Origin of the sequence: Streptomyces sp. NPDC101234 (assembly GCF_044767525.1) — a bacterium.
Classification (GTDB): Bacteria; Actinomycetota; Actinomycetes; order Streptomycetales; family Streptomycetaceae; genus Streptomyces; species Streptomyces sasae.
Genome location: NZ_JBIWOA010000029.1, coordinates 111,858 through 134,509, shown reverse-complemented (window position 1 = coordinate 134,509; position 22,652 = coordinate 111,858). Strand labels below are relative to the sequence as shown.

23 protein-coding genes and 1 pseudogene are annotated in these 22,652 nt (G+C 69.7%); 14 read left to right on the top strand and 10 right to left on the bottom strand.

What is annotated here, in order from left to right; all coding sequences use genetic code 11:
- Positions 1 to 196 (bottom strand): annotated as a pseudogene (locus tag ACIRR9_RS40270) (IS3 family transposase); the annotation flags it as partial.
- A 227-nt stretch (positions 197 to 423) separates the two neighbouring features.
- Positions 424 to 912, bottom strand: coding sequence for a GNAT family N-acetyltransferase (locus ACIRR9_RS40265; RefSeq protein ID WP_403762848.1), 489 nt, complete (start codon positions 910 to 912; stop codon positions 424 to 426).
- Between ACIRR9_RS40265 and ACIRR9_RS40260 the strand changes: the two genes are divergently transcribed.
- Positions 899 to 1,090, top strand: a complete 192-nt coding sequence (locus ACIRR9_RS40260) for a hypothetical protein (protein WP_403762872.1) — start codon at positions 899 to 901, stop codon at positions 1,088 to 1,090. The genes ACIRR9_RS40265 and ACIRR9_RS40260 overlap by 14 nt on opposite strands.
- Positions 1,091 to 1,146: 56 nt before the next feature.
- Positions 1,147 to 1,773 (top strand): DUF6000 family protein, encoded by a 627-nt coding sequence (locus ACIRR9_RS40255; protein WP_403762845.1) that lies wholly within the window; start codon positions 1,147 to 1,149, stop codon positions 1,771 to 1,773.
- Between the two features lie 298 nt (positions 1,774 to 2,071).
- On the opposite strand, the gene ACIRR9_RS40250 is transcribed toward ACIRR9_RS40255, so the two are convergent.
- Positions 2,072 to 3,541 carry an MFS transporter gene (locus ACIRR9_RS40250; protein ID WP_403762842.1) on the bottom strand — a complete coding sequence of 490 codons (1,470 nt, stop codon included), beginning with the start codon at positions 3,539 to 3,541 and terminating at the stop codon, positions 2,072 to 2,074.
- A gap of 148 nt (positions 3,542 to 3,689) precedes the next feature.
- Between ACIRR9_RS40250 and ACIRR9_RS40245 the strand changes: the two genes are divergently transcribed.
- From ACIRR9_RS40245 to ACIRR9_RS40220, 6 genes are all read left to right on the top strand, one after another.
- Positions 3,690 to 4,256 carry a TetR/AcrR family transcriptional regulator gene (locus ACIRR9_RS40245; protein ID WP_384562955.1) on the top strand — a complete coding sequence of 189 codons (567 nt, stop codon included), beginning with the start codon at positions 3,690 to 3,692 and terminating at the stop codon, positions 4,254 to 4,256.
- 486 nt (positions 4,257 to 4,742) lie between these two features.
- Entirely contained in the window at positions 4,743 to 4,943 is a 201-nt protein-coding gene (locus tag ACIRR9_RS40240; RefSeq protein WP_403762839.1) for a hypothetical protein, read from the top strand.
- A gap of 67 nt (positions 4,944 to 5,010) precedes the next feature.
- Complete coding sequence (locus ACIRR9_RS40235; RefSeq protein ID WP_403762867.1) at positions 5,011 to 5,298, top strand: SCO5918 family protein; 288 nt, start codon at positions 5,011 to 5,013, stop codon at positions 5,296 to 5,298.
- A gap of 492 nt (positions 5,299 to 5,790) precedes the next feature.
- Complete coding sequence (locus ACIRR9_RS40230) at positions 5,791 to 7,029, top strand: sensor histidine kinase (protein ID WP_403762836.1); 1,239 nt, start codon at positions 5,791 to 5,793, stop codon at positions 7,027 to 7,029.
- Positions 7,001 to 7,693, top strand: a complete 693-nt coding sequence (locus tag ACIRR9_RS40225) for a response regulator (protein ID WP_384562971.1) — start codon at positions 7,001 to 7,003, stop codon at positions 7,691 to 7,693. Before ACIRR9_RS40230 ends, ACIRR9_RS40225 begins: the two co-directional genes overlap by 29 nt.
- Positions 7,694 to 7,851: 158 nt before the next feature.
- Positions 7,852 to 8,160 (top strand): hypothetical protein, encoded by a 309-nt coding sequence (locus ACIRR9_RS40220; protein WP_403762833.1) that lies wholly within the window; start codon positions 7,852 to 7,854, stop codon positions 8,158 to 8,160.
- A 124-nt stretch (positions 8,161 to 8,284) separates the two neighbouring features.
- Here the strand turns inward: ACIRR9_RS40220 and ACIRR9_RS40215 are convergent, their stop codons facing one another.
- The 4 genes from ACIRR9_RS40215 to ACIRR9_RS40200 form a co-directional block, all read right to left on the bottom strand.
- Positions 8,285 to 8,467, bottom strand: coding sequence for a hypothetical protein (locus ACIRR9_RS40215; RefSeq protein WP_403762830.1), 183 nt, complete (start codon positions 8,465 to 8,467; stop codon positions 8,285 to 8,287).
- A gap of 95 nt (positions 8,468 to 8,562) precedes the next feature.
- On the bottom strand, positions 8,563 to 9,300 hold the full coding sequence (locus ACIRR9_RS40210) for a phosphotransferase family protein (RefSeq protein ID WP_384562974.1): 738 nt from the start codon (positions 9,298 to 9,300) through the stop codon (positions 8,563 to 8,565).
- A gap of 250 nt (positions 9,301 to 9,550) precedes the next feature.
- A complete protein-coding gene (locus tag ACIRR9_RS40205) occupies positions 9,551 to 10,456 on the bottom strand; it encodes an aminoglycoside phosphotransferase family protein (protein WP_403762864.1) in 906 nt (301 codons plus the stop codon).
- A 306-nt stretch (positions 10,457 to 10,762) separates the two neighbouring features.
- Entirely contained in the window at positions 10,763 to 11,533 is a 771-nt protein-coding gene (locus ACIRR9_RS40200) for an N-acetylmuramoyl-L-alanine amidase (protein ID WP_403762828.1), read from the bottom strand.
- Between the two features lie 1,069 nt (positions 11,534 to 12,602).
- Here ACIRR9_RS40200 and ACIRR9_RS40195 point away from each other — a divergent pair.
- Positions 12,603 to 13,802, top strand: coding sequence for a hypothetical protein (locus ACIRR9_RS40195; protein ID WP_403762825.1), 1,200 nt, complete (start codon positions 12,603 to 12,605; stop codon positions 13,800 to 13,802).
- 35 nt (positions 13,803 to 13,837) lie between these two features.
- Here ACIRR9_RS40195 and ACIRR9_RS40190 read toward each other — a convergent pair whose 3' ends face one another.
- Entirely contained in the window at positions 13,838 to 14,971 is a 1,134-nt protein-coding gene (locus ACIRR9_RS40190; RefSeq protein ID WP_403762822.1) for a S8 family peptidase, read from the bottom strand.
- A 227-nt stretch (positions 14,972 to 15,198) separates the two neighbouring features.
- Between ACIRR9_RS40190 and ACIRR9_RS40185 the strand changes: the two genes are divergently transcribed.
- The gene (locus ACIRR9_RS40185) at positions 15,199 to 16,275 is read left to right on the top strand and encodes an NAD(P)/FAD-dependent oxidoreductase (protein WP_403762819.1); all 1,077 of its coding nucleotides are present in this window, start codon (positions 15,199 to 15,201) and stop codon (positions 16,273 to 16,275) included.
- A gap of 269 nt (positions 16,276 to 16,544) precedes the next feature.
- Here ACIRR9_RS40185 and ACIRR9_RS40180 read toward each other — a convergent pair whose 3' ends face one another.
- Both ACIRR9_RS40180 and ACIRR9_RS40175 read right to left on the bottom strand, forming a co-directional pair.
- Complete coding sequence (locus ACIRR9_RS40180) at positions 16,545 to 16,784, bottom strand: hypothetical protein (RefSeq protein ID WP_403762816.1); 240 nt, start codon at positions 16,782 to 16,784, stop codon at positions 16,545 to 16,547.
- Between the two features lie 117 nt (positions 16,785 to 16,901).
- Positions 16,902 to 17,156, bottom strand: a complete 255-nt coding sequence (locus ACIRR9_RS40175) for a Smr/MutS family protein (protein ID WP_403762813.1) — start codon at positions 17,154 to 17,156, stop codon at positions 16,902 to 16,904.
- Positions 17,157 to 17,432: 276 nt separating this feature from the next.
- Here ACIRR9_RS40175 and ACIRR9_RS40170 point away from each other — a divergent pair, with 276 nt between their 5' ends.
- The 4 genes from ACIRR9_RS40170 to ACIRR9_RS40155 are packed head-to-tail and all read left to right on the top strand — an operon-like array spanning position 17,433 to position 22,269.
- Positions 17,433 to 18,698, top strand: coding sequence for a substrate-binding domain-containing protein (locus tag ACIRR9_RS40170; RefSeq protein ID WP_403762810.1), 1,266 nt, complete (start codon positions 17,433 to 17,435; stop codon positions 18,696 to 18,698).
- A gap of 12 nt (positions 18,699 to 18,710) precedes the next feature.
- Complete coding sequence (locus ACIRR9_RS40165) at positions 18,711 to 20,282, top strand: sugar ABC transporter ATP-binding protein (protein WP_403762807.1); 1,572 nt, start codon at positions 18,711 to 18,713, stop codon at positions 20,280 to 20,282.
- Positions 20,279 to 21,253 (top strand): ABC transporter permease, encoded by a 975-nt coding sequence (locus tag ACIRR9_RS40160; protein ID WP_403762804.1) that lies wholly within the window; start codon positions 20,279 to 20,281, stop codon positions 21,251 to 21,253. The genes ACIRR9_RS40165 and ACIRR9_RS40160 overlap by 4 nt, the downstream gene beginning before the upstream one ends.
- Positions 21,250 to 22,269, top strand: a complete 1,020-nt coding sequence (locus ACIRR9_RS40155) for an ABC transporter permease (RefSeq protein WP_403762801.1) — start codon at positions 21,250 to 21,252, stop codon at positions 22,267 to 22,269. The genes ACIRR9_RS40160 and ACIRR9_RS40155 overlap by 4 nt, the downstream gene beginning before the upstream one ends.
- The last annotated feature ends 383 nt before the right edge of the window (positions 22,270 to 22,652 follow it).

Here is a 22,652-nt window from a genome sequence, read left to right as displayed (position 1 = left end):
TTGTCCCCGGCCGGGCTCCGTTGTCGATCTGGTCCTGGCGGACCCACTTGCGTAGCGTCTCGGTCGTCCCGATCCCCGGCTTGGCGGCGACCGCCTTCATCGCGGACCACTCGGTGTCGTACTCGGGCCGCACCTCGGCGACCATGCGGACCGCTCGTTTACGCAGCTCAAGGGGGTAAGGGGAAGGGCGTGCCATGACTCGATCCTCTCAAATGATCGAGTCCCTATCGAACCCGGAACGGTTCAGTTTCGATCGCCCTGACAGTGCCGGAGGTGAGGGAGCCGCCGGGAGAGGCCGCTGACGCAGGCGATCCCCCCGTCAGGGCAGAGGCGACGGCGCACACGGAGCGCGCGGCGTTCAGCGGCACTGAATGCCGGCCACCATGCAGGCGAAGCCGGTTCCCTGCCAACCGGCACACCGCGTCATTCCGGAGGAATACGGAACTCGAGTTCGGGACGGTCCCACTGCACGGCCGGCGGGTTCGCGAACGCGGTCCCGATCCGCACCGCACCCACGCGGTGGTAGAAGTCCTCGGCGGGAGGATGCGACACGACCTTGACACGGTCGAGCCCGGCGGCACGGGCCTCGGACTGCATGTGCGTCACGAGCAGCCGTCCGATACCCCGTCCTTGCGCTTCGCCGACGACGAACAGCAGGTCGAGCTCCGGTGGAGCGAGGACGAGCGAGTAGAACCCGAGGACCCGTCCTCCATGCTCGTCGGCGCCGACGGCCACGAAGGCGCGGTGGGTCTCGATGTAATCAGGACCGACCCGGTAGCCCTCGGCTGCGGCTGCGTACTTACCCTCGTAGGCACCTGAACCACGCACGATCCGCGTGAGCCGTTTGGCATCCCGCGCGACGGCCCTCCGTATCGTGATCGGCTGACTGATCGGGGAAGTGCGTGAACTCATCGGGAGAGTATTTCGCACCGGGGAGTGCCTTCCTGCGGCAGGTCGGCTGCTCGGCCAGGCGTTCCTGCGCCGCCCCCGGGCACCGCTGCGGGAGATCGATCGCCACCAGCGCGTCACCGACCGCAGCACCAGCCTCCTCGACGACCTCGGCGAACCACACGGCGGGTCGGCCGACTGACCAGTGCGACTGAGAAAGAACTGGTCGAACGGCTTCGCCCAGGTCAGGATGCGGCCATGCGTTACGCCGACGAGGACCCCGAGCTGCTCGCCCTTGTCCACCGCTACGTCACGCCCGACAGGCGATACCTCAAACTCGGCGGCCCTCTCATGCGCATGACCGAGCCTGAACGCACCGAGTTCAGACGAGAGCTCGGCGAGGCCGCCGGCGATATCACGCCCCGCGATCTGACCATCCTGCTGGAAGGCGGGTGGCGCGAACGCAAAACCGCAGCCTGGCTCATCGCCGTCGCCCGCAGAACTGAGTTCCGCGAACGTCTCGGCGAAATGCTGCTTGCCAGCGAGGTCTGCTTCGCAGGCTCGGCCTACTGCGTCACCTTCGCCACGTTCGCGACTCCCGCCGACGCGGAACTGCTGGCTGCCTACCTCGATCGCTACCTGCGACGCCCCGAACTCTCCTACGACCAGCCGGCCGCCTTGGGCGCGCTCCTCCACCTCGACGCCAAGCTCCGTGCCGATCAAGCAGCCCGATTCCTGACCGCGGACGGCCTCTGGCATCAGTGGATCGACGGACAGCCCCGCAAGGAGCACCACGGCACGCCGGACAGCTGTCGCGACGGCATCAGCCGGCTCTGCGTCTTCGCCGATGAGAGCGCCGAGCACCGCCCGGCAAGGAACCGATGACGTCGTCCTCAGAAGGGTGTTCCCTCTCAAGTGCAGCGTGTTGGACCCATACGTACGCGGATCCTGTGGCCAGGGACGGGGCAGAGTGCGCAGACGGTGCGAGCGAGGCCGTGACCGGCCGCCAGTTCCAGTCGTAGCCCCGCTCGTGCCGGAGTTGTTCTTGCAGTCACAAGCGCCGCCAGGTACAAGGCGGTGGCGTTCAGCGGCTCAGCGTTCGTCCAGGGGTCCTCGGCAGCGGCATGGTGGTGTCGACGCTTCGGCGCGCAGCCGCTTCTCCCGGCCAAGGAGGTTGTCATGGTCAACGGCTGTTCACAGAAGCCTCGTTCGAGGTGGTGCCCGCACCTGGATCAGTGGAACGTCGCGGCGCAGCGGAGCCTTCCGCGGGCTTGGACCTCGCCAGCCACAGACCGGTGAACACGGCGGTGGCCAGAGTGACGGTGCCGGAGGCGACGAAGGCGCTGTCGAGGCCGGTCCCGAAGGAGGCGCCGCCGGATTGCCGGGAGCGGACGACGGCTCCGAGTACCGCCACGCCGAGCACCGCGCCGATCTGCCGGGTGGTGCTGCTGATGCCTGACGCTAGGCCGCCTTCCTGCTGGCTGACCGCCTGGATGGCGGCTCCCGTCAGTGGGGACATGGTGAGGGCGAAGCCGATGCCGACAACTCCCAGCCGCCACCACACATTCGCGTAGCCGGTGTCGGCGTGCACCATGCCGAGCGCCAGCAGTCCCAGGCCGGCCAGGGCCAGGCCGGTGGTAACCACGACGCGGAAGCCGTACCGGGCGGCGAGCCGAGCCGCGTACGGGCTGACGATCACCATGGCGAGGGACACCGGCAGGGTCTGCAGGCCGGCGCGGAGGATCGAGCTGCCCTGAACGTACACGAAGAACTGGGAGAAGAAGAACGACGAACCCATGAGCGCGAACCCCACCACGGTCATGGCGGTGTTGGACACGGTGAACAGGCGCTGCCGGAACAGCCGCAACGGCAGCATCGGAATGGAACGACGCGCTTCGACGGCGGCGAAGGCGGCGAGGAGGATCACCGCGGCGGCGAAGCTGCCCAGGATCACCGGCGACGTCCAGCCGCGGGCACCACCCTCGATCAGCCCGTAGGCCAGCGCTCCCACCCCCAGGACGGACAGCACCGTGCCCGGGATGTCGATCGCGGGGGCGCCCGGATTGCGGGTCTCTTCGAGGCTGCGCAGACCGACCAGCAGAAGGACCACGCCGATGGGCAGATTGACCAGGAAGATGGCGGGCCAGCCGAAGGCGTCTGTCAGCACACCGCCGGCCACGGGGCCTGCGGCCAGACCGATTCCGCTGAATCCGGCCCACAGCCCGATCGCCTTGACACGTTCTTGCGGCACGGGATGGGCGGCGGCGAGCAGGGCGAGCGAGGCAGGGCTCAGTGCCGCGGCCCCGATGCCCTGCAGCACCCGGCCGACGATCAGCCAGCCGAGCGAGGGCGCGAGGGCGCACACCACCGACGCGGCGGTGAACACCGCCACGCCGGTCAGGTACACCCGCTTGCGGCCGAACCGGTCGGCGAAGACACCGCCGGACAGCAGCAGCATGGCGACGAGCAGTACGTACGCGTCGACGATCCACTGCAGGCCGGTCAACTGAGTGTGCAGCCGGTGCTGCATATCGGGCAGCGCCGCGCCAACAATCGTGTTGTCGAGCAGGACCATGAACTGGCCCAGGCAGGTCACCGTGAGCAGCACGGTCCGGCTTGATCGGCTGCCTACGGTCGCATGCGCTGCAGCCATGGGTCCCCCTCAATCGTTGGTTGCGCCCGGCCACGGTCGACACAGGTGGCGATACACCGAGCGCCCTAATGCAGTCGTTGACTGCGTTAGGTGACTGTAGGAGGGCCTGTGCCGTAAACGCAAGTCTCGGCTGCGTTAATGTGGGGGCGTGAGCGAGAAACAGCGAGCCCGGCGGCCCGGCGGGCGCAGCGCCCGCGTCGGCGTGCAGGTGCACCAGGCAGTCACCGAGTTGATCAGCGAGCGCGGCTACGGCAACTTCACCGTCGGCGAGGTCGCAGCCCGCGCAGGCGTAGCCGACAGCAGCATCTACCGCCGGTGGGGCAACCTGGAAACCCTGCTCACCGACGTGGCACTCACCCGCCTCAACGCGCAGTCGCCGATGCCCGACACCGGGAGCCTGGCCGGCGACCTGCGCACTTACGCGGCCCAAGTGGCCCGTGAGATCACCGGACCCGACGGACCGGCGGTGCTGCACCTGGCCGTCGCCCTGTCGAGCAGCGGTCAGCAGGGCCTGCAGGCTGGTGCCGACCTTCGCGCCGAACGCACCCGGCAACTGCAGTCCATGCTCGATCGCGCCCGCGACCGTGGCGAGCACGCACCCGGCGTGTTCGACGTGCTGGACCACATCCTGGCCCCGATGTACATCCGCGTCTTGTTCGGCATGGTCCCGCTCACCCCGGACTACATCGACGGGCTGGTCGACCGATTGCTGTGACCTCAACCCGGTTCCTTGTCCGACCACGGATGGTTCCGCCCGCAGGGCGGGCCCGCTTCGGAGTCCGCGGGCGCTGAATGACCGGGTACGCCTTTCGTCCCGCTGGTCAGCTGCACTCTGCGGCGAAGCCATCACCTGCACCGGACGTAGACAGCGACTCAGTGGCCTCGGCCTGGATGCGACTGGGTCGGCAGCACCGGGCCCGGGGAGTCCGGCGTCCGCCCGCGCGCCCGCATGGTGGCCGCGCGCCTCCGGTCTCCCGGCAGAACTCCCGCAGCTCCTCTCCGGCCTGCCCCGGGACTGGTGGCGAATCCTCGGTGTCCGGGTGCACGGCACGGTGCGGACCGGAGCACGAGGCCGAGCTGCAGCGCATCACCGGCGCCCGGACCCCCTCCGGCGTGCCCGTCGTCCTCGCCGCACCGGTCGAAGGACGCCCCGAGGGCAGGGAATCCGTCGGCCGGCATCGCAGGAGCCGGGCCGGCGGCCGTGGGAGGAGCGCACCGCGGCGGCTCATGGTACGGCGCCCGGACGCGGCTGCGGGACATCCCGCTCGACCGCGGACCGTTCACCTCGTCCGCATCCGTACTCGGCGACGCGGAGGCCGCCATGCGGGTCCGGGCGCTGGTCGTGTCCCCCGTGATCGGCGAACACGGCTACGCCCTGGGCGTTCTCGCTCTCACGCCCTGACCGTCGTCCGGCCGCCGTCGAGCCGTCGGCTTCTCCGGTGTTCTTCCCCACTCCTGTGGAGGCAGCCCTGCGCTGTGTCATCGCCGGATTCCCCTTCGACCTGATCAAGAGTGAGGTCGAACAGTCCATGAGCGGCATCACACCCGAGCCCGTCACCGGCGTGTCCGTGACCATCGGCCGCCGCGTGTACCCCGTGATGCAGGTCGGGGAAGTGATCACCAAGCGGAACCGCCGGGACTTCACCACGGGTGAGATCCGCCGGGCCCTGACCCGACTCGGCTTCACCTGCCACGAAGCGCGCCCGGTCACGCCGGCCTGGGACGCGCGAGCCGACGAGGACGCGCTCGGGTGGTGAACGCTCTCGAGAGCAACGGCAGGTGAATTCACGTTCGCAGGTTGGAACGCCCAGTGATGTGGCACCCCGCTGGTGGCGGGCCGGACGCGCGAACCGCGTTCCGTGGGGGCCGACGGTTCGGCAATGAGCCGCGAGGCCGCACGAGACCGGCTCGGGCCGGCCGACCCGGTTGTCGGCGCGGTGGCTGCCCGGCGACAACGGGTGCGGCCGGCCCGAGCCGCTGAGGGAGCTCGCGCTCACCGCGGACGACCCCTCTCCGGCGGCCACCGCTCTGGCGGCGCTGGTCCGCGTCCAGGGTGTCATCACCGTACGGCCGGCACCGGACTTGCTCACCGCACACAGCGCCGCCCCGGCACGACACCTCGCGGAGCACCTGCTCGCCGAAGCCCGCGAGGAAGCACACGAACCGGCGGGAGGCCACGTTGAGCGACCGCGGAGTCGAGGACCGGCTGCCACGATGCTCGATCCGGCTGCCGACCCTACGGTGGTGGCATGGCGGTGATCAACGGCTGCAGGCACGGAGTGTCGGCCGGTGTCAGTGTGCGGGAGGCACTGGGCCTGGCTGTCCTGTTCGTGCTGTCCGTCGTGGCTGCTTCGATCGATCCGGACGAACACGAGTTCTCTCTGTGGTGGCCTGCTGTGGTGCTGGCCGGCGTCGGCTGCTCCGCCCTGGCTTGGCGACGTCGCCATCCTTTCGGCGTACTGGCCACCGCAGTCGGCTGCGGGCTGGGCTTTCTGGTGCTTGGGTTCCGGGAGAGTCCGTTGGTGATCAGCCCGGTTCTGGTGTCCGTGTACGCCGTGGCCGCGCTGACCGACCGGCGTACGGCCTGGGCCGCTGCCTCCGCCTCGGCTGCCGTTCTGGTCGGCGCTGCCATTGCGCGCGCCCCGCACTCGTGGCTGGACCCCGACAACGCGGCGATGCTGGCGTGGACGGCGCTGCCCGCCGCCGTCGGAGACGGGGTGCGCTCACGCCGCGCCTACGTGGCAGCCGTGGAGGAACGTGCGGAACACGCGGAACGCACGCGCGAACAGGAGGCGCAGCAGCGGGTGGCGGCCGAACGAGTCCGGATCGCACGCGAGTTGCACGACGTGGTCGCGCATCACATCGCCCTGATCAACGCTCAGGCGGGCGTGGCCGCGCATCTGGCGGAACGGCGGCCGGAACAGATCCTGGCCGCCTTGGAGGACATCCGAGACACCAGCCGGTCCGCGCTCGACGAACTACGGGTGACCGTGGGGCTGCTTCGGCAGTCCGGCGATCCGGTGGCCTCGCGGGATCCAGTGCCGGGCCTTGCTCAGATACCGGCGCTGCTGGCCTCCTTCGAACGCACCGGCCTGGCCGTCAGCCACACCCGGCGCGGCATCGCCGCACCACTGGCTCCGGCGGTCGATCTGGCCGCGTACCGCATCGTGCAGGAAGCCCTGACCAACGTCCGCAAGCACGCCGGGGCCGACCGCGCCCGACTGATCCTGCACTACCACCCTGAGCGGCTGACGATCACCCTTGAGGACGACGGGGGAACCGGAGGACATCCCTCTCCTGAGGGCACGGGGCACGGTCTGATCGGGATGCGGGAGCGGGCGGCCACCGTCGGGGGCCGGCTGCACGCCGGATTGCGCCCGGAGGGCGGCTTCACCGTGACGGCCGACCTGCCGTTGCGCCCCTGCCAGATGTTCGGCGAACCACCCAGGAGAGACGGGCATGACGATTCGCGTGCTGATTGCCGATGACCAGGCCCTGCTGCGGGGCACTTTCAAGATGCTGTTCGATTCCACGGACGACATGGAGACGGTGGGTGAGGCATCCAACGGGCTGGAAGCGGTGGAACTGGCGCGTGACCGGCACCCGGACGTCATCCTGATGGACATCCGCATGCCGGAGATGGACGGCCTCGACGCCACCCGGCTCATCAGCGAGTCCGAAGACCTCGCGGCCGTGAGGGTCCTCATCCTGACCACGTTCGAGGACGACGAGCACGTTGCCGAGGCGCTGCGCGCGGGCGCGAGCGGTTTTCTCGGGAAGGGTGCGCGCCCCGAGGAGCTGATCGAGGCCGTGCGCACGATCGCCGCCGGCGAGGCTCTGCTCTCGCCGACGGCCACCCGCGCGCTGATCAAACGCTTCCTGTCGCAGCCGGAACCATGCCCGGCGGGGGTGCACGAGCGGCTGGAGTGCCTGACGGGGCGGGAACGCGATGTCGTGGGGCTCGTCGCACTGGGCCTGTCGAACGACGAGATGGCCGAACGTTTGTTCGTCAGTCCGCTGACCGCCAAGACCCACGTCAACCGGGCCATGACCAAACTGGCGGCCCGCGACCGGGCGCAGCTTGTGGTCATCGCCTACCAGTGCGGACTGGTCAGTCCGGGCACCGAACCGGAATCGCAGGTGTCCGCATAGTCGTCGGCCCGCTGTGCGCCTCGGTATGCCCATGGCTTTCCCGGCGGTAGGCAGGCGTGCCGGATACCGCGGCCGTGGTAGCCGGGAATCACTGCGGGAGGACGACGCGCGAGGGGCCCTTCCTGGGCGAAGGTGAGATGACGAACGGAGGTCTCACCATGATCGAAACCCAGAGCCCGACCACGGACTACGACAGGACGGCCGTCGACGATCTGTCCTTCACCGCCGACAAGCAGGGAGCGGTGCCGGCCCCGTACGGGCATGACTGCCTTGCAGCCGTACCTCCGCACCTGTCCCTCCTCCGCGACTCCCTGGCCTGCGGCACCCGAGGGCGCCAGCACGCGCACCCGGACGGCCGGGCCGAGCACAGCCACGTGCCGCCCCGTCGGCACAGGCCGACCCGCACGACCCTCGCCGGTAGGCTCACGCTGGCCCAATGGATCAGCAGGACCTCTAACATCAGATGACCAAGCCGCCACAGTGGTCGAGGATCCGCACTGCCCCCACAGGGCCTCGCCCGCACCTCGGTCGCACCTCGGTCGCACCGAGGCCGTGCGAACACATCGGGACGGTGGCGGCCGACGCTGCCGATCAGGTGTCCAGCTCGCGCAGCAGCCGCATCAGCACGTCTTCCGCCTTCGCGTACGAGGTCGAACCCGCCCACAGCCGCCATACCGCGGCCGGCGGGCACTCACCAGGGATCAGGGCGCGGACCGGGCGGGGCGCCGGGACTGCATGGGCAGGAACGCGCGCATCCCGCACGGCGGCGAGCACGGCGCCGACCTGGCGGCCGGGAAGTCGGCGATCGGCGTGGGGATGGCCTGCTCGATCCGTCGGAACGCATACGTGGCGGTCCGGCCCGTGCAGCCTCACATCCGGGATCTCAGCACGTCGACCTCACAGCCCGGCGCGGAGGGGTCGAAGCCGTGCTCGGTCAGCCAGCGAACCACCAGCAGGCTTCGCAACGACCACCACGCGCGGATCACGTCGAGGTCGACGTCGGTGCCGTAGCCGGCGATGACGTCGTCCAGGTGCTCCTCGTGGCCGAGCGTGAAGGTGGCGAGGTCGTACAGGGCATCGCCCCGGCTCGCCTCGGACCAGTCGATGATGCCCGTGACCTCGTCGCCGTCGACGAAGACGTGTGCGATCTGCAGGTCGCCGTGCGTGAACGCCGGAGTCCACGGCCGCAGCGCGGCCTCGGCGACCTGACGGTTGCGGGTGACCAGGTCGGCCGGCAGGACGCCGTTCGTCACGAGCAACTCGCACTCGTCGTCGAGCTCCGCCGCCAGCTCGTCGTGGCCCCGGCCGGGCCAGGGCGGCAGCGGCGCGTCGTGCAGCCTACGGATGGCGGCGCCCGCCGCGGCCCATGCCGCCGGCGACCCGGTCGACGGCCCGCCGAGGCTGCCGAGCGTCGTCCCCGGGAGTGCGGCGATCGCGAGCACGGGCGGCTTGCGCCACAGGACCTCCGGGGTCGGGACCGGCGCGAGGGCCATCGCCTCGACCTCGACGTCGACGCGCGCCTGATCGACGTCCACCTTCAGGAACACGTCGCCGACGCGCAGCGTCGCACGCTCGGAATGGGCGACGACGACTTCGACCTCATCCATGGGCGACCAGTATCCCGGGGACGATCGCCGAAGTCGCCGGGTTTTCACGTGCGTTGAGGCGGCTGACCGCGTCCCGCTGCCCGGCGGTGTCGTGTCCGACGGCATCGTGCACGGCAGTCGGTCGGCGCGGTCGTCCTGGGAAATCCCTGTCGCACCAGAGCCCGTCGAGGCGGTCTCTCGCCCATATCGCCGTCGTACCACTGCACCGGACTGCGAAGCAGTCCCGCGCAGAGTCGCGGGTGGGGCGACATCACTCCATCGACTCCAGAATGCGGTCGAGTGTCCGGCGTCCCATTCCGCTCATCGTCGGATTGCTCTCGGCGTAGTACCAGACGACACCCATCGACTGTTCGAACGCCCATGCCTTGCCGCGCTCCCACTCCAGATCGTCACAGCCCAGTGTCCGCCGGAGCACTTCCCGCGGGCCCGACTCCAACAGGTGCCAGGCGCCGACCAGATCCAGCGCGGGGTCGGCCGGGCCGAAGCCGCCGGTGTCGAGTACCCCGCCGAGGCGGTCTCCCGCGACGAGCACATTGCCGGGAATCAGGTCACCATGGCTCATCACGTCGGCACCCGTGCGTGGCAACTCCCGAAAGCGGCTCCACACCCGGCGCAGCCGGGACACGTCGAGCACGTCGAGCAGCTCCTCACTCTCCTCGAAGCACTTCGCCATCCATTCGTCGTGGTGGGCGAGAACACCGCCACGATTTTCGCCGCTGAAAAGCCGTCCGCCGGTCTCGGCGTCCCGTAGGGCTGCGATGAAGGCCGCGAGGTCCTCGGCAAAGGCGTCCGAGCCACTCGGGTCGGCATCAAAGGCGACCGTTCCCGGCAGCCATGTCTGGACCGACCACGGCATGGGGTAACCCGGTCCAGGCTTTCCCAGGGCGACGGGTTCCGGGGCGGGGAACCGGGACACCTGTGCCAGCTCCGCGCTCGCCCGGGCTTCCCGTTCCAGAACCGCCAGTACCTCGGCAGCATCGGCCAGACGCAGTGGGAAGCGCGCGGAGAGGTCGTTCCCGATACGGAAGATGGCGTGGACCGTCCCGGTCGACGACAGGAGCCGGATCGCCTTGCCGCTCCACTGAGGGAACTGTTCCTGGATCAGGGTCGCAACGATGTCAGTGGTCACGTCCACTTGGTCATCGTGCATGGTCATTCCCGCAGGCCCTCCCACCAGTCCCATGCGCAACGCCGGAAGCAGACCGGATCAACTGTGACGACAGCAAGTATTCCTACGTCAGGATCTGGATCAACCGAGTTTTCCGAGAACGCACTGACGGCCGCGGAAGGCGTGGTGCACGCCGAGGCCAGGACGAAGACGAAGACCGGTGATACGACGAACTGGCCTACTGACACAACGAGCTGGCCGACCATCAGCCGGCCAGCTCTGTTGTCGTATGCGCACGGTCCGCGAGATGGGCTGTATGTCGGCCCCCTGGGGGATGAGCCCGTTGTCTCGGAGTCAGGCGGCGACGGTGAACCCGTGCCGGCTGCCGAGCGCTGTGAGGGTGGACTCGCCCGGGATGCCGTCGGCGTTCGCTCCGGTGAACCCCTCGCGACGCTGGAAAGCCGCGTAGGCGTCGACGGTGTGGGCCCCGAAGGATCCGTCACTGCCGAACGTCGGGTCCAGCAGCCCCTCCGCGACCAGGGCGGCCTCCACGGGTCTGACATCCGCCGGGAACGACGTGTGGCCCTGGGCGGCACCCGGGTCGGTGTGTGCGGCCGCGACGACATGAGAAAGGCTGACGCTGATACCGGCAGGTGTGGCCCCGGGCCGTGGAGCGCCGTTGTTCACCCATGTCTCCAGCGGGTCGCCGGGGCATTGGGTGGCGAAGCCGTCGCGGTGGCCTTTGATCTCCGCCCCGGCGCCGCCCTTCGCCCGCAGCAGGTCGATCGCGTCGCGGATGCCGCCCAGTTGAGCGTCGGTCGGACGGGTGAGGCCGGAGTCGCCCACCATGGCGCACACCGAGTAGTGGTTCAGGTTGAGCTGGTGGTTGCCGTTCGCGGCTTGCAGTTTGTGCAGACCGCGCCCTTCGAAAACACTCCCGTGCGGACAGACCACGAAGCTGTAGGCGATGTCGGAGTAATTCTCCTTGAGGTTCGCCAGATGAGCCGCCTGGATGTCCCGAACTCGGCCGGCGCACTTGGGATGGTTTTCCGGCTTGGCGAGATCGGATGGGACGGGGGCGCCCTCATAGTGGACCTTCGCACCGCGAGTGGACGCGATGTTCACGAGGGGCGATCGGGGTGGTTTGGCCCCCCACTCAGCACGAGTGACGAGTTGCATTCCTCACTCCCTTGCGAGTTGCGGGTGGACGCCGTCGCATGGCGGCACGAAATCCCTGAGCCGTGTTCCTGAGAGAACGGCGGCACCGAACCAGGAGAGTTGGGTCGGTGAAGGAGATGTTCGCAACTGACGCATGGCACATGCGTAGCGTCTTTATCAGAGTGCATCTGCACACTCGGCGAAGTCAAGCAATACAGCGGCCGATCACAACGGACGAGCGGGCGGTCGCGGTTCCGGTGCTCTTGCCTGCCGCGTCCACGCCGGGGGGCGTCCTGGACGCTTTCCGAGATGCTTCGCAGATGCGGCAGCGCAGCACCGGCTATAGCATGAGCACAACGGCCGCGCGAGCCCAGTGACCGGTGGCCGAATTCCCGTAGGTGTCTCTCGCGTTCCTCCGCGCGCGCGTTCGTGTTCCGTCGTTCTCTGGGCCCGCAGTCCGCGGGAAGGGAGATGGAACACAATGGGTCAGGCCGACACCCTCATCGCCATCGAGAAGACCGAAGTGGGATACCACGAGGGCTTCTCGAACGGCCACTACAACAACCATCAGAAGTTTTCCCCAGCCGTTCCCGGACTGGAGTGGTCACAGGACAAGTCATGGTGTCAGACCTTTCAGTCCTGGGCCTTCCAACAGGCGGGCATGAAGAGTCTGGCACCTGTGACCGCCTATTGCCCGACGGCTGTCAGCTGGTACAAGAGCCGCGGCAGGTTCTCGTACTATCCAGCGATCGGGGCGATGGTGTTCTTCGGTCACTCGGGAGGCACTCACGTCGGACTCGTCTACCAGTACGACGCGGATTTCGCTTACACCATCGAAGGGAACACCAACGCCAACGGTTCGTCCGAGGGCGACGGGGTGTACCTGAAAAAGCGTGCCCGCCGGGACAGTTATCTCTACGGATACGGGCTGCCGCAATTCACGGAGGGAATCGTCACGGCTGATCCAGGCTTGAGGAACAAGCCCGGATACACCTATTTGGCCGCTGCCTCGTCCCGTGAGTCCGTTGCACCGCCCATGGCAGAGGCCGAAGAGGCGCTGCCGTGGGTGTCCTCGAAACAGCTCGCCTGGGCGGCCTCCCACCCCACGGCCGAGGAGCAGGCCGCGGGAAACGGCGACGGCTCCACGGCGGACGATGTCGCGCTCGTGCAGGACGCGTTGGAGCACGTCATGGGCGTGGCACCGGCCGACCCGCACTCCGTGTTCGAGGCGGAGACACAGGAGCTCTTCGAACGGTTCCGCATGGAGAAGCTGGGCCACCCCGAGGCGGACGGCCACGGCGTTCCCAGCACTCAGGAACTGGTCGAACTGGGCAGGCAGTCCGAGCTGTTCAGTGTCAGGGCGGGTTCGTCCCCGGCCGCGGAGCAGCCCTGGGTCAGCCTGAACCAGGTGGTCTGGGCCTCGACGCACAGTGCCCAGGAGGAGCGGGAGCAGCCCGGCGGAAACGCCAGCCCGAAGGCCGATGTGGCGCTGGTGCAGGACGGGCTGAGGAGGGTCATGCACACGGACGTGACCGATGAGCGCGGGATCTTCGAGACCGCCACTCAGGGGCTCTACGACGAGTTTCGCCGTACGGTGCTGCACCTCTCGGGCGGTGACGCCGTCGGGGCACCCGGAGAACAGTCGCTGACGGAACTCGGGCAGCGCGCCGGGCTGTTCCGGGTGCGTGCCGGTTTCCCGGCGGGCGGGACGACCGATGGCGCCGGCGTCGAGGTCATGGGGCAGATCCACCCGACGCAGGTGACGTTCCACCGGTGTACGTCCGAGGGCACGCTGGAGGACTGGATCGCGCAGGCGAGCACGGTGGCCGGAGTCCGGGCGAGCGACTTCTGGGTGAAGGGCTTCCGGACAGCCGTCGCGCGCGAGTCGTCCGGCAATCCCAACGCCTGTAATCTGTGGGACTCCAACGCCAGGACGCCTCCCGGTTTCAGCAAGGTCAAGGACTTCGGGGACGGCTATCGGCTCCACGAACCGATCGTGAGGCTGAACGGCGCGCTCACACATTTCCAGTGCTCCCGCGGCATCGTGCAGTGCATCCCGCAGACGTTCGCCCAGCGCCACGCTCCCGGTACCTCGGTGAACATCTACGACCCCGTGGCATGCATCGCCGCCGCGATGCGGTACGTCCGCAGCCGGTACGGGGTCGCCGTCGACGGTTCCGATCTCGCCAAGAAGGTCCAGCAGTTCGACCCCAACCGGCCTCCCCACGGGTACTGACGGCGAGGCCGGACAGGGCCTTCTTGCGCCCGAGGTCAGAGGCCGCCGGTGTTGAGCAGCCGGTTGGGGGTGTCGGAGCGGACGCCGCGCAGGACACCTCGGGTGGCTGTGTGGTCGAGCCAGACGTGGACCTGGTCGGCCGTGGCGTGGGGGTGTGCCGACAGGTACAGGGCGATCACGCCTGTCGCGTGCGGCGCGGCCCAGGAGGTGGCGCCGTCGTCCTCCGTGGTCGTACCTCCGCCGGCGAGGGCGGCGGTCACCTTCTGGCCGGGTGCGTACAGGTCCACGCAGCGTCCGTACCCCGATCCGTAGGAGCCGCCGTCGCTCCATGGGCGGTCGTTCGGGGTGGAGGCCGCGACGACGATCGTGCCGGGGACGCCGGCCGGGGAGTGCTTGCAGGCGTCGTCGTGGAAGTTGCCGGCCGACACCACCGTCGGGATCCCCGCGTCGACCATCTTCTTCACGGCGGACTCCAGGGCCGCCGACCGGTGGTCGAGGTTGAGCGACATGTTCACCACCGCGGGCTTCTGGGCGTGCGCGGTGACCCACTTGACCGACTTCACCAAGGCCGCCTCGGCCGCCGCCGGGGAGCCGCCGCCGTCGCTCTCACACAGGACGCCCTGCACCCGTACGAGCTCCGCCTTGGGCGCCACCCCGTACTTCGCCCCGCCGATGATGCCCGCGACGAACGTGCCGTGGCCGACGCCCGCTTCGCTGAAGCAGTCGCCGGAGTCCTGCGGGCCCACGAAGTCGGCGCCGAGGTGGGCGCGTCCGCCGAACTCCTTGTGGCCGATGTCCATCCCGGTGTCGATCACGTAGACGTGAACGCCCTTGCCCGTGGCGGTGGTGGCGAGTTTCCCGTTCAGCGGCCGCGACCGCTGGTCCAGAATGTCCAGGTTCCACGGCACGTTCCTGGTGGTGGACGACGCCGCGGTCCGCGCGACCCCGGACAGCGTCCCCATGCTGCCGCCGGACGCCGACGCCGACGCCGACTCGGACGACACCCCGCCTCCGGAGGAGGGCGCCTCGGACTCCGTCGTACCATGCGCGGGGCGTGTCCCGCCGCTGCTTCCGGGGGCCGCACCGGCTGCCCCGCCGCAGGCCGAGGCCCCGAGCACCGTCGCCATGGCCACCGCCAGCAGAGCGGCATTCGTCAGTTTCCGCGTCACAACGTCCCCCCGTACCCCCGCTTCGTACACAGTCAGCGCACAAGACGACCACAAGGGGCGAGCGGTTCCGGCCGGCCTCCCCTCTCGCACTCCCGGGGCGTCACCGCCGGCCGCCGAAAGAGCAGGGCATGTGACGACCTCGGCGCTGCGGCTCGGCCCGCTGACGTTTTTTGCCGAAACGGCATGGACGTTTGCTGTCGGCGAAGAAGGGGCCGCAGTGTCGCGGTATGAACGAGACGGAGTGGGACGAGGCAGCCGGTCGGGTGTGGGACGTCGTGGTGGTCGGGGGTGGTGTGGCGGGTCTGTCGGCCGCGCTGACGCTCGCGCGGGTCCGTCGGTCGGTCCTGGTGATCGATGCGGGTGAGCCGCGCAATGCTCCGGCCTCGGCGGCGCACGGCCTGCTGTCGAGGGACGGCATCGCGCCGCTGGAGCTGCTCCGGCTGGCGCGGGAGGAGGTCTCTTCGTACGGCGGGCGGATCGTCCCCGGCCGCGTCGAGAGGGTCCGCCGTGAGGACGGGCGTCTGGTGGTGGGCGCCGAGGACGGGAGGCGGGCGATCGCGCGGAGGGTTCTGGTGACCACGGGGCTGGTGGATGAGCTCCCCGGTGTCCCGGGCCTTGCGCGGCGGTGGGGGCGCGACGTGCTGCACTGCCCGTACTGCCACGGCTGGGAGGTGCGCGATGCGGCGGTCGGCGTGTTGGGCACCGGCCCGGCGGCGTTCCACCAGGCGCTGCTGTTCCGGCAGTTGACGTCAGAGGTGACGTTGTTCCTGCACACCGGCGGCGAGCCGGCGCCGGAGCAGGGGGAGCAGCTGGCCGCGCTCGGCGTCGGGGTGGTCGACGGTGAGGTCCGCGGCCTGGACGTCGACGGTCAGGACCGGCTGTCGGGCGTGCGTCTGGCCTCGGGCCGGTCGGTCGCGGTGGACGCGCTGGTGGTGGCGCCGCGCTTCGTGGCGCGGGCCGGCTTCCTGACCGAGCTGGGTCTACCGGTGACGGAGCACCCCATGGGGCTGGGCGTGCGGCTGGTCACCGACGAGTCCGGATTCACCGGCGTCGAGGGAGTATGGGCCGCCGGCAACGTCACGGACCTGCTGGCGGGTGTCCCGGCCGCCGCCGCATCAGGGACACAGGCTGCGGCGGCCATCAACAGGGACCTGATCGGCGCCGATGCCAAGGCCGCGGTCACCGCCCGCGCCGGCGGAGCGTTCAGCGGGGCGGCGGAGGCCGAGACGTCCCGGCGCGTGCTGGGCAACCGCCGCCACGGTCTCGACTCCCTGCTGCACCCTGGGCCCGGCGCCGGCCGGTAGCCGGAGCCGTGGACGCGCTCGCCGGCGGAGACAGGACCGGGCTCTGCCCTCCCGGCAGCGCCGCGCCGCGCCCCGCCGAGCGGCGGCGCCGGGCACGTGCCCGGCGCCGCCCACAGCGTGCGCTCGGACCTTGTCCGACGCCGATCCGGCCGCCCCGGGGACGGTCTCGCCGATGATGCCGGCACCCGCGTCGGCCTGCAGCGGCAGTTCACCGTCGCCGGCACGACACCGACACACGCCGGGGCGGACGACCACTGCTCGTCGCGTGATCAGCCGCTGACGTCGAACGACGCGTACTCCTGCACGCCGAGCCCGGCCGGCACGGAGCGAACCCGCTCCAGTGCCACGTCGCGATCGGCGGTCTCCTCGATCTCCAGGTCGAGATGACAGCGTCCCATCCCGCTCCCCGCACCCGCGATCTCGCCGTCAGGGCCGAACGCGGCCTCCAGCGCTTCCTCGACCTCGTCGCTGTCGATGGGCAGACCGGCGAAGACGATCTCGACGAACACCGTGCTCCTCCCCTCCGGCCCGGCGAAGCGACCTTCCCGTTGTTCCCAGGCCTTCCCTGATGCCGTGTCAGCTGCGTCCTGGGCATGGCGTGCGGACCGCGGGACCCGGCGGACGGCTCAGGGGCGTGGCGCGAAGTGGACCAGGATCCGGCCGGTGTTGCCCGTGTCGATCTCCACGCGGTCGTACAGCTTCCGGATGTGCTTCTGGCCGAGGAACGCGAGGACGCGCCCCTTGAGCTGCCCGGTGCCCTTTCCGTGGATGATCTGCACGACGGGCTCCCCCGTGCGTTTCGCCTGGAAGACGATCTGCCGCAACGCGAGCTCGATGTCGCGGTTGTTCCGGAAGATCGGGTGCAAATCCAATGTCAGCAAGGTGCTTCCTCCCGATGCCGGCGCCTGTGACGACCCGGTCCGAGTGTGCCATGCGACACCGTGACAGGACCCGGCCCGGGGCGGGTCGAGCTGCGGCCGACCGCGATGCGGCCGGGCGGCGTGGACGGGGCCGGTATACCACCCATCCCCAGGCTCGATGACTGAGGACCTTGTACGTCGTTTCGGGCACTTCTTACGCTGCCGTGCAATTTAGTCGGGCCGTTTCGCTCCGTGACCCGGCGCCGACTCGCACAGGCTCAAAGGAGAGTCCCCACGATGACCGCAAGACCAGCGACCGCGGCCACCGCCACGACGCACCGCAACCGCACCGTCCGGATCTCGGGCGCTCTCTGTGCCGCGGCCCTGCTCACCGTCACCGCGGCGGGCTGCAGCAAGAAGAGCTCCGACAGCACGAGTGCCGGCTCCGACTCGTCCTCCTCGTCCTCCTCGTCCTGCGGCACCGTCCCGGCGGCGGAGTACAACGACACGGCCGGCCTGATCAAGGCCCTGGGCTCGGAGTACGCCGCGGCGTACAGCGGCTACTCCGGCACCGTGCAGAAGAGCGCGTGGGCGAACTGGGAGGGCAAGAAGTCCGGGACGATCACCGTCGGCATCTCCGAGTCCCAGCTGGTGAACCCCTACCAGACGCTGATCAACACCGCGCTGCAGAAGTACCTCAAGGCGCAGGGCTACAAGGTCATCGACCTGGTGTCCACCAACGAGGTCACCAACCAGATCTCGCAGTTCAACCAGTTGATCACCGACAAGGTCGACCTGATCATCTACCAGCCGCTGGCCGCGGGCTTCGAGTCGGTCGTCGACAAGGCCGCCAAGGCCGGCATCCCGTCCATCTCGGTGCTGAACAACGTGGCCGACGCCAACACCGTCAACGTCGTGCCGAACGCCTTCGCGGCGGGCGAGGCGCAGGCCGCCGCCCTGGCGAAGTCGATGGGCGGCAAGGGCACGATCCTCGGCGTGCACGGGATCAAGGGCGTGCCGATCGACACGGACACCTTCAAGGGTGCCAAGGCCGCGCTGGCGGAGTGCTCCGGCATCACGCTGGACGACTCGATCTACACCGACTTCTCGCCCACCACCGCGCAGACCAAGGTCCAGCAGTACCTGGCGGCGAACCCGACCAGGACCATCGGCGGCGTCCTGGAGGGCGGCCCGATGACCACCGGCATCATCTCGGCCTTCCAGAAGTCCAACGTCACCGTGGCGCCGGTCGCCGACAACGGCCTCACCAAGGGCGGAGTGGCGTACTGGGCGGCCAACCAGAGCAGCTACAAGGGCGTCGGCCTGTACAACCCGGCCGACGGACTGGCCAAGGCCGTCGTCCAGGTGGCCAAGCACATGCTCGACGGTGACGGGGTCAAGGCCTCGGACATCGTCATCAATCCGCCGCTCGTGACGAGCGACAACCTGTCGAAGTTCTCGAAGTCGAGTTTCAAGACCGGTGACGCCTCCACCATCACGGTGGGCGATGTCGGCCAGACATTCGCGGAGACGAGCTACATCGACGGCTTCTTCGGCTCGTAGGGAGCAAGTACGTTGAGCGAGCAGAGCCAGGTGGCCCTCGAAGTCACCGGTCTCGCCAAGTCGTTCGGGGCGACCAGGGCCTTGCGGTCCTGTTCGCTCCGGCTTCTGGCAGGCGAGGTCCATGCCCTGATGGGCGAGAACGGGTCCGGCAAGAGCACCCTGGTCAAGATACTCACCGGGGTGCACGCCCCGGACTCCGGCGGCTACCAGGTCGGCGGCCGTGCGGTCCGCCTCGGCGGCCCCGCGGCGGCGATCGCGGCCGGGGTGATGGCCGTCTACCAGGAGGTTCTGGTGGTCGGCCCCCGCTCGGTGCTGGAGAACGTCTGGCTCGGCGCCGACGGGGTCTTCCGGCGGAAGATCTCCGAGGCGGACAAGCGGGAAAGGGCCGCCGCCGTGCTGAGCGAACTGCTCGGTGAGGCACCCGACCTGGACACCCCGGTCGAACAGCTCTCGCTGAGCGACCGGCAGGCCTGCGGCATCGCCCGCGCGCTGGTCCGCGAGCCCAGGGTGCTGATCCTGGACGAGGCCACCAGCGCGCTCGACGTGGCCACCCGGGACCGGCTCTTCGAGGCCATCGCCCGGCGCAAGGCGGCCGGCATGGCCGTGCTGTTCGTCTCCCACCGCATGGACGAGGTCGACGCGATCTCCGACCGGGTGTCCGTCCTGCGCTCGGGCGAGTCGGTGGCCACCCTGGAGGCCGAGGACGCCACCACGGCCGAACTGGTGCGCCTGATGACCGGTGCCGAACACCTCACCGACATCCCCGAGGGCGGCGCGCTGGCGCACCGCAGCGGCCCCGCCGCCGACGCGCCGGTACTGCTGCGGGTACGGGGGCTGCGGCTGCGGACGGACGCCGACCCGGTCGACTTCGAGCTGCGGGCCGGGGAGATGGTCGGCCTGGCCGGCCTCGAGGGCCACGGCCAGGACGCCTTCATCAAGGCGCTGTGGCACGGCCCTGCGGGCGAGGGGTCCGTCGCCCGCGTGGAGGTGGGCGGCGAGACCGAGATCCGCTCGGAGCAGCGGGCGGCGGCGGCCGGCATCGGGTACGTACCGCGCGACCGGCGCGGCGAGGCCCTGTTCGGGACGCTCTCCATCCGGGAGAACTTCTCGGCCGCGACCCAGGACAAGGACACCCGCTTCGGGCTGCTGTCGCGGACCTCCTCGCTGGGCCGCTTCGCGGAGTACCGCTCCGGCCTCAAGGTCCGGATGGGCCGCGAGTCCGACCCCGTCACCACCCTGTCCGGCGGCAACCAGCAGAAGGTCGTCATCGCCCGCTGGCTCGCCCGCCGCCCGGACGTGCTCCTGCTCAACGACCCCACCCGGGGCGTGGACATCGGCGCCAAGCGTGACATCTACGCCCTCCTCGACGAGCTGACCGCGCGCGGTGTCGCGGTCGTCATGCTCTCCACGGAGGTCGACGAGCACATCGAGCTCATGGACCGCGTCCTGGTCTTCCGTGAGGGCTCGCACTCCACGACCCTCGACCGCCGGTCCCTGACCCGTCAGTCCCTGGTCGCCGCGTTCTTCGGCCGCACGGTCACCTCATCGGTCGCCGGCTCCGCCTCCCCGGATGGTGACTCATGAATGCCCTCGATTTCCTGCGGGGCCTGCTCGGCAAGCGCCCGTACGCGTTCGCCGGGCTGCTCGCACTGCTCCTGCTGGTGGTCAACACCGCCCTCCAGCCGGCGTTCCTGGCCTTCGGCAACTGGGCGGCGGTGCTCGCGTCCTTCGCACCGCTGGCCGTCGCGGCGATGGCCAGCACCCCGGCGATCCTCTCGGGCGGCGGCGGCATCGACATCTCGATCGGCCCGCTGCTGACCCTGATCGACATCGTCATCGTGGCGAACCTGCTCCCGAACGGCCTCACTTCGCCCTTCGTGGTGATCCCCGTCTGTCTGGCGATCGGCGCCGCGATCGGCGCGGTCAACGGCGTCCTCGTGGCCGTACTGCGCTTCCAGCCGGTCGTGGCCACGCTCTGCGCCAACATCGTCATCGGCGGTCTGGCCACCCAGGTACAGGGCGACACCGTCCCCTCCGGCAGCACCTCGTGGACCAAGGACCTGGCCGGCTCCTTCGGCCCGGTCCCCGGCGCCCTGCTGACCATCGGAGCCCCGCTGCTGATCTGGTGGGCCCTGTCCCGGACGCCGTTCGTCAAGGCGCTGTACGCGGTCGGCGGCGACGACGCCACCGCCTTCTCCGCCGGTGTGAACGTGCCGAAGGTCCGGATCGCCGCGTACTCCCTCGGCGGGCTCTACGCGGGCATCGCCGGAATCGCCCTGATGTCCCTCATCAGCGAGGGCGCGGCCAGCATGTCCGCGCAGTACACCCTGCTCGCCATCGCCGCGGTGGCCCTGGGCGGCACCTCGCTGGCCGGCGGCCGGGGCTCCCTGCTCGGCTCGCTGCTCGGCGCGGCCGGCATCTACCTGATCAACAACCTGCTCAACGTGGTGAGGGTGTCCACCCTGTGGTCCACCGCGATCTACGGCGCGATGCTGCTCTTCGCCGTGGTCGTGGGCGCCGTGTTGACCAACGCCCGCAGGAGGGCCGTCGCATGACCACAGAGACCGCGGTCGCGGACCCCACGACGGGAGGGGGCGGGGTTCCCCTGCTCCACACGCTCAACGAGTGGCAGCGCCGGGTCCCGCTGCTCCAACTGCTCGCCCTCACCGCGCTGTACATCTACGGCCTGAGCACCATCGAGGGCTTCGGCTCGCAGCGGGTGCTCTACGCGATCCTCGTCAACGCCTCGCTGCTGGGCCTCGCGGGCGCCGGGCAGACCATCGTCGTCCTGGTGGGCGGGATCGACTTCTCCATCGCTGCGTTCATCTCGGCCGGCAATGTCATCATCGCCGAACTGTGCGGCACCGACCACTGGTCCACCGGGGCCGCGGTTGCGGTCGCGCTGGCCGTCGGCGTGGTGGGCGGACTCGTCAACGGAGTGCTGTCGTACCGCTTCAAGGTCGAGCCGCTCATCGTGACGCTGGGCGTCAGCGCGCTGCTGTCCGGTCTGGTACTGAAGTGGATCAACGGCTCCGCCACCGGCGTCGCCCCGGCGTGGCTGGGCAAGCTGACCGCCGCCAACGGCACCACCTTCGGCATCGGCATCCCGCCGGTGGTCGTCATCTGGGCGGTGGTGGCGATCGTCATCGGCCTGGTGCTCACCCGCACCCGCGCCGGCCGGAACCTCTACCTGACCGGCGTCAACCAGCCGGCCGCCCGGCTCGCTCTGGTGCGGGTCAACCGCACCTGGATCTACGCCTACATCGCCAGCGCGGTGCTCGCCACCTGCGTGGGCATCCTGCTGGCGGGCTACTCGGGCTCGGGCAACGTCACGATCGGCGACCCCTATCTCTTCCAGTCCCTGGCGGCGGTCATCGTCGGCGGCACCATGTTCGGCGGGCGCGGCGACTACTGGCGTACGGTGCTCGGCGCGCTGGTGCTGTCGGTGGTCGCCCTGCTGCTCAGCGCCAACCAACTGTCGTCGGCCGCACAGGACATGATCACCGGCGGGCTGATCCTGCTCGTCGTCGGGCTCTACGGCAGGGAGCGGCGGCTGCGCGACCGCATCTGAAACACCCATGGAGCCGGAACGGTGGGCGGTGGCACCGCACACCGTTCCGGCTCCCGACGCTCTCCCGGACGGCCCTGGGAGACCACCCTCGGATCCGAACGCGGACATGTGGGCGAGCCGGCGGGCGGCAAGCGGCAGCGTGCAGGGCGTGGGGGCACACTGTCAGGCTGTCACGCATTGCGCATGGACCATCACCGAACAATTACCTGTGCAATTCACCCCCTTTTCTGTCGGCACGGGAGCAGTTGTCCCGGCTGGTGATGGCAGCGGCGGGCCGGCTCGGGCCGGTCCAAGGCAGCGACCGATCGGCTCCCTGAAGCGCCTCGGCGTGAGGTGTCACGCTGTCGCGCGCGGCCCGGCGGGCAGGACGACATCGCCTGCGC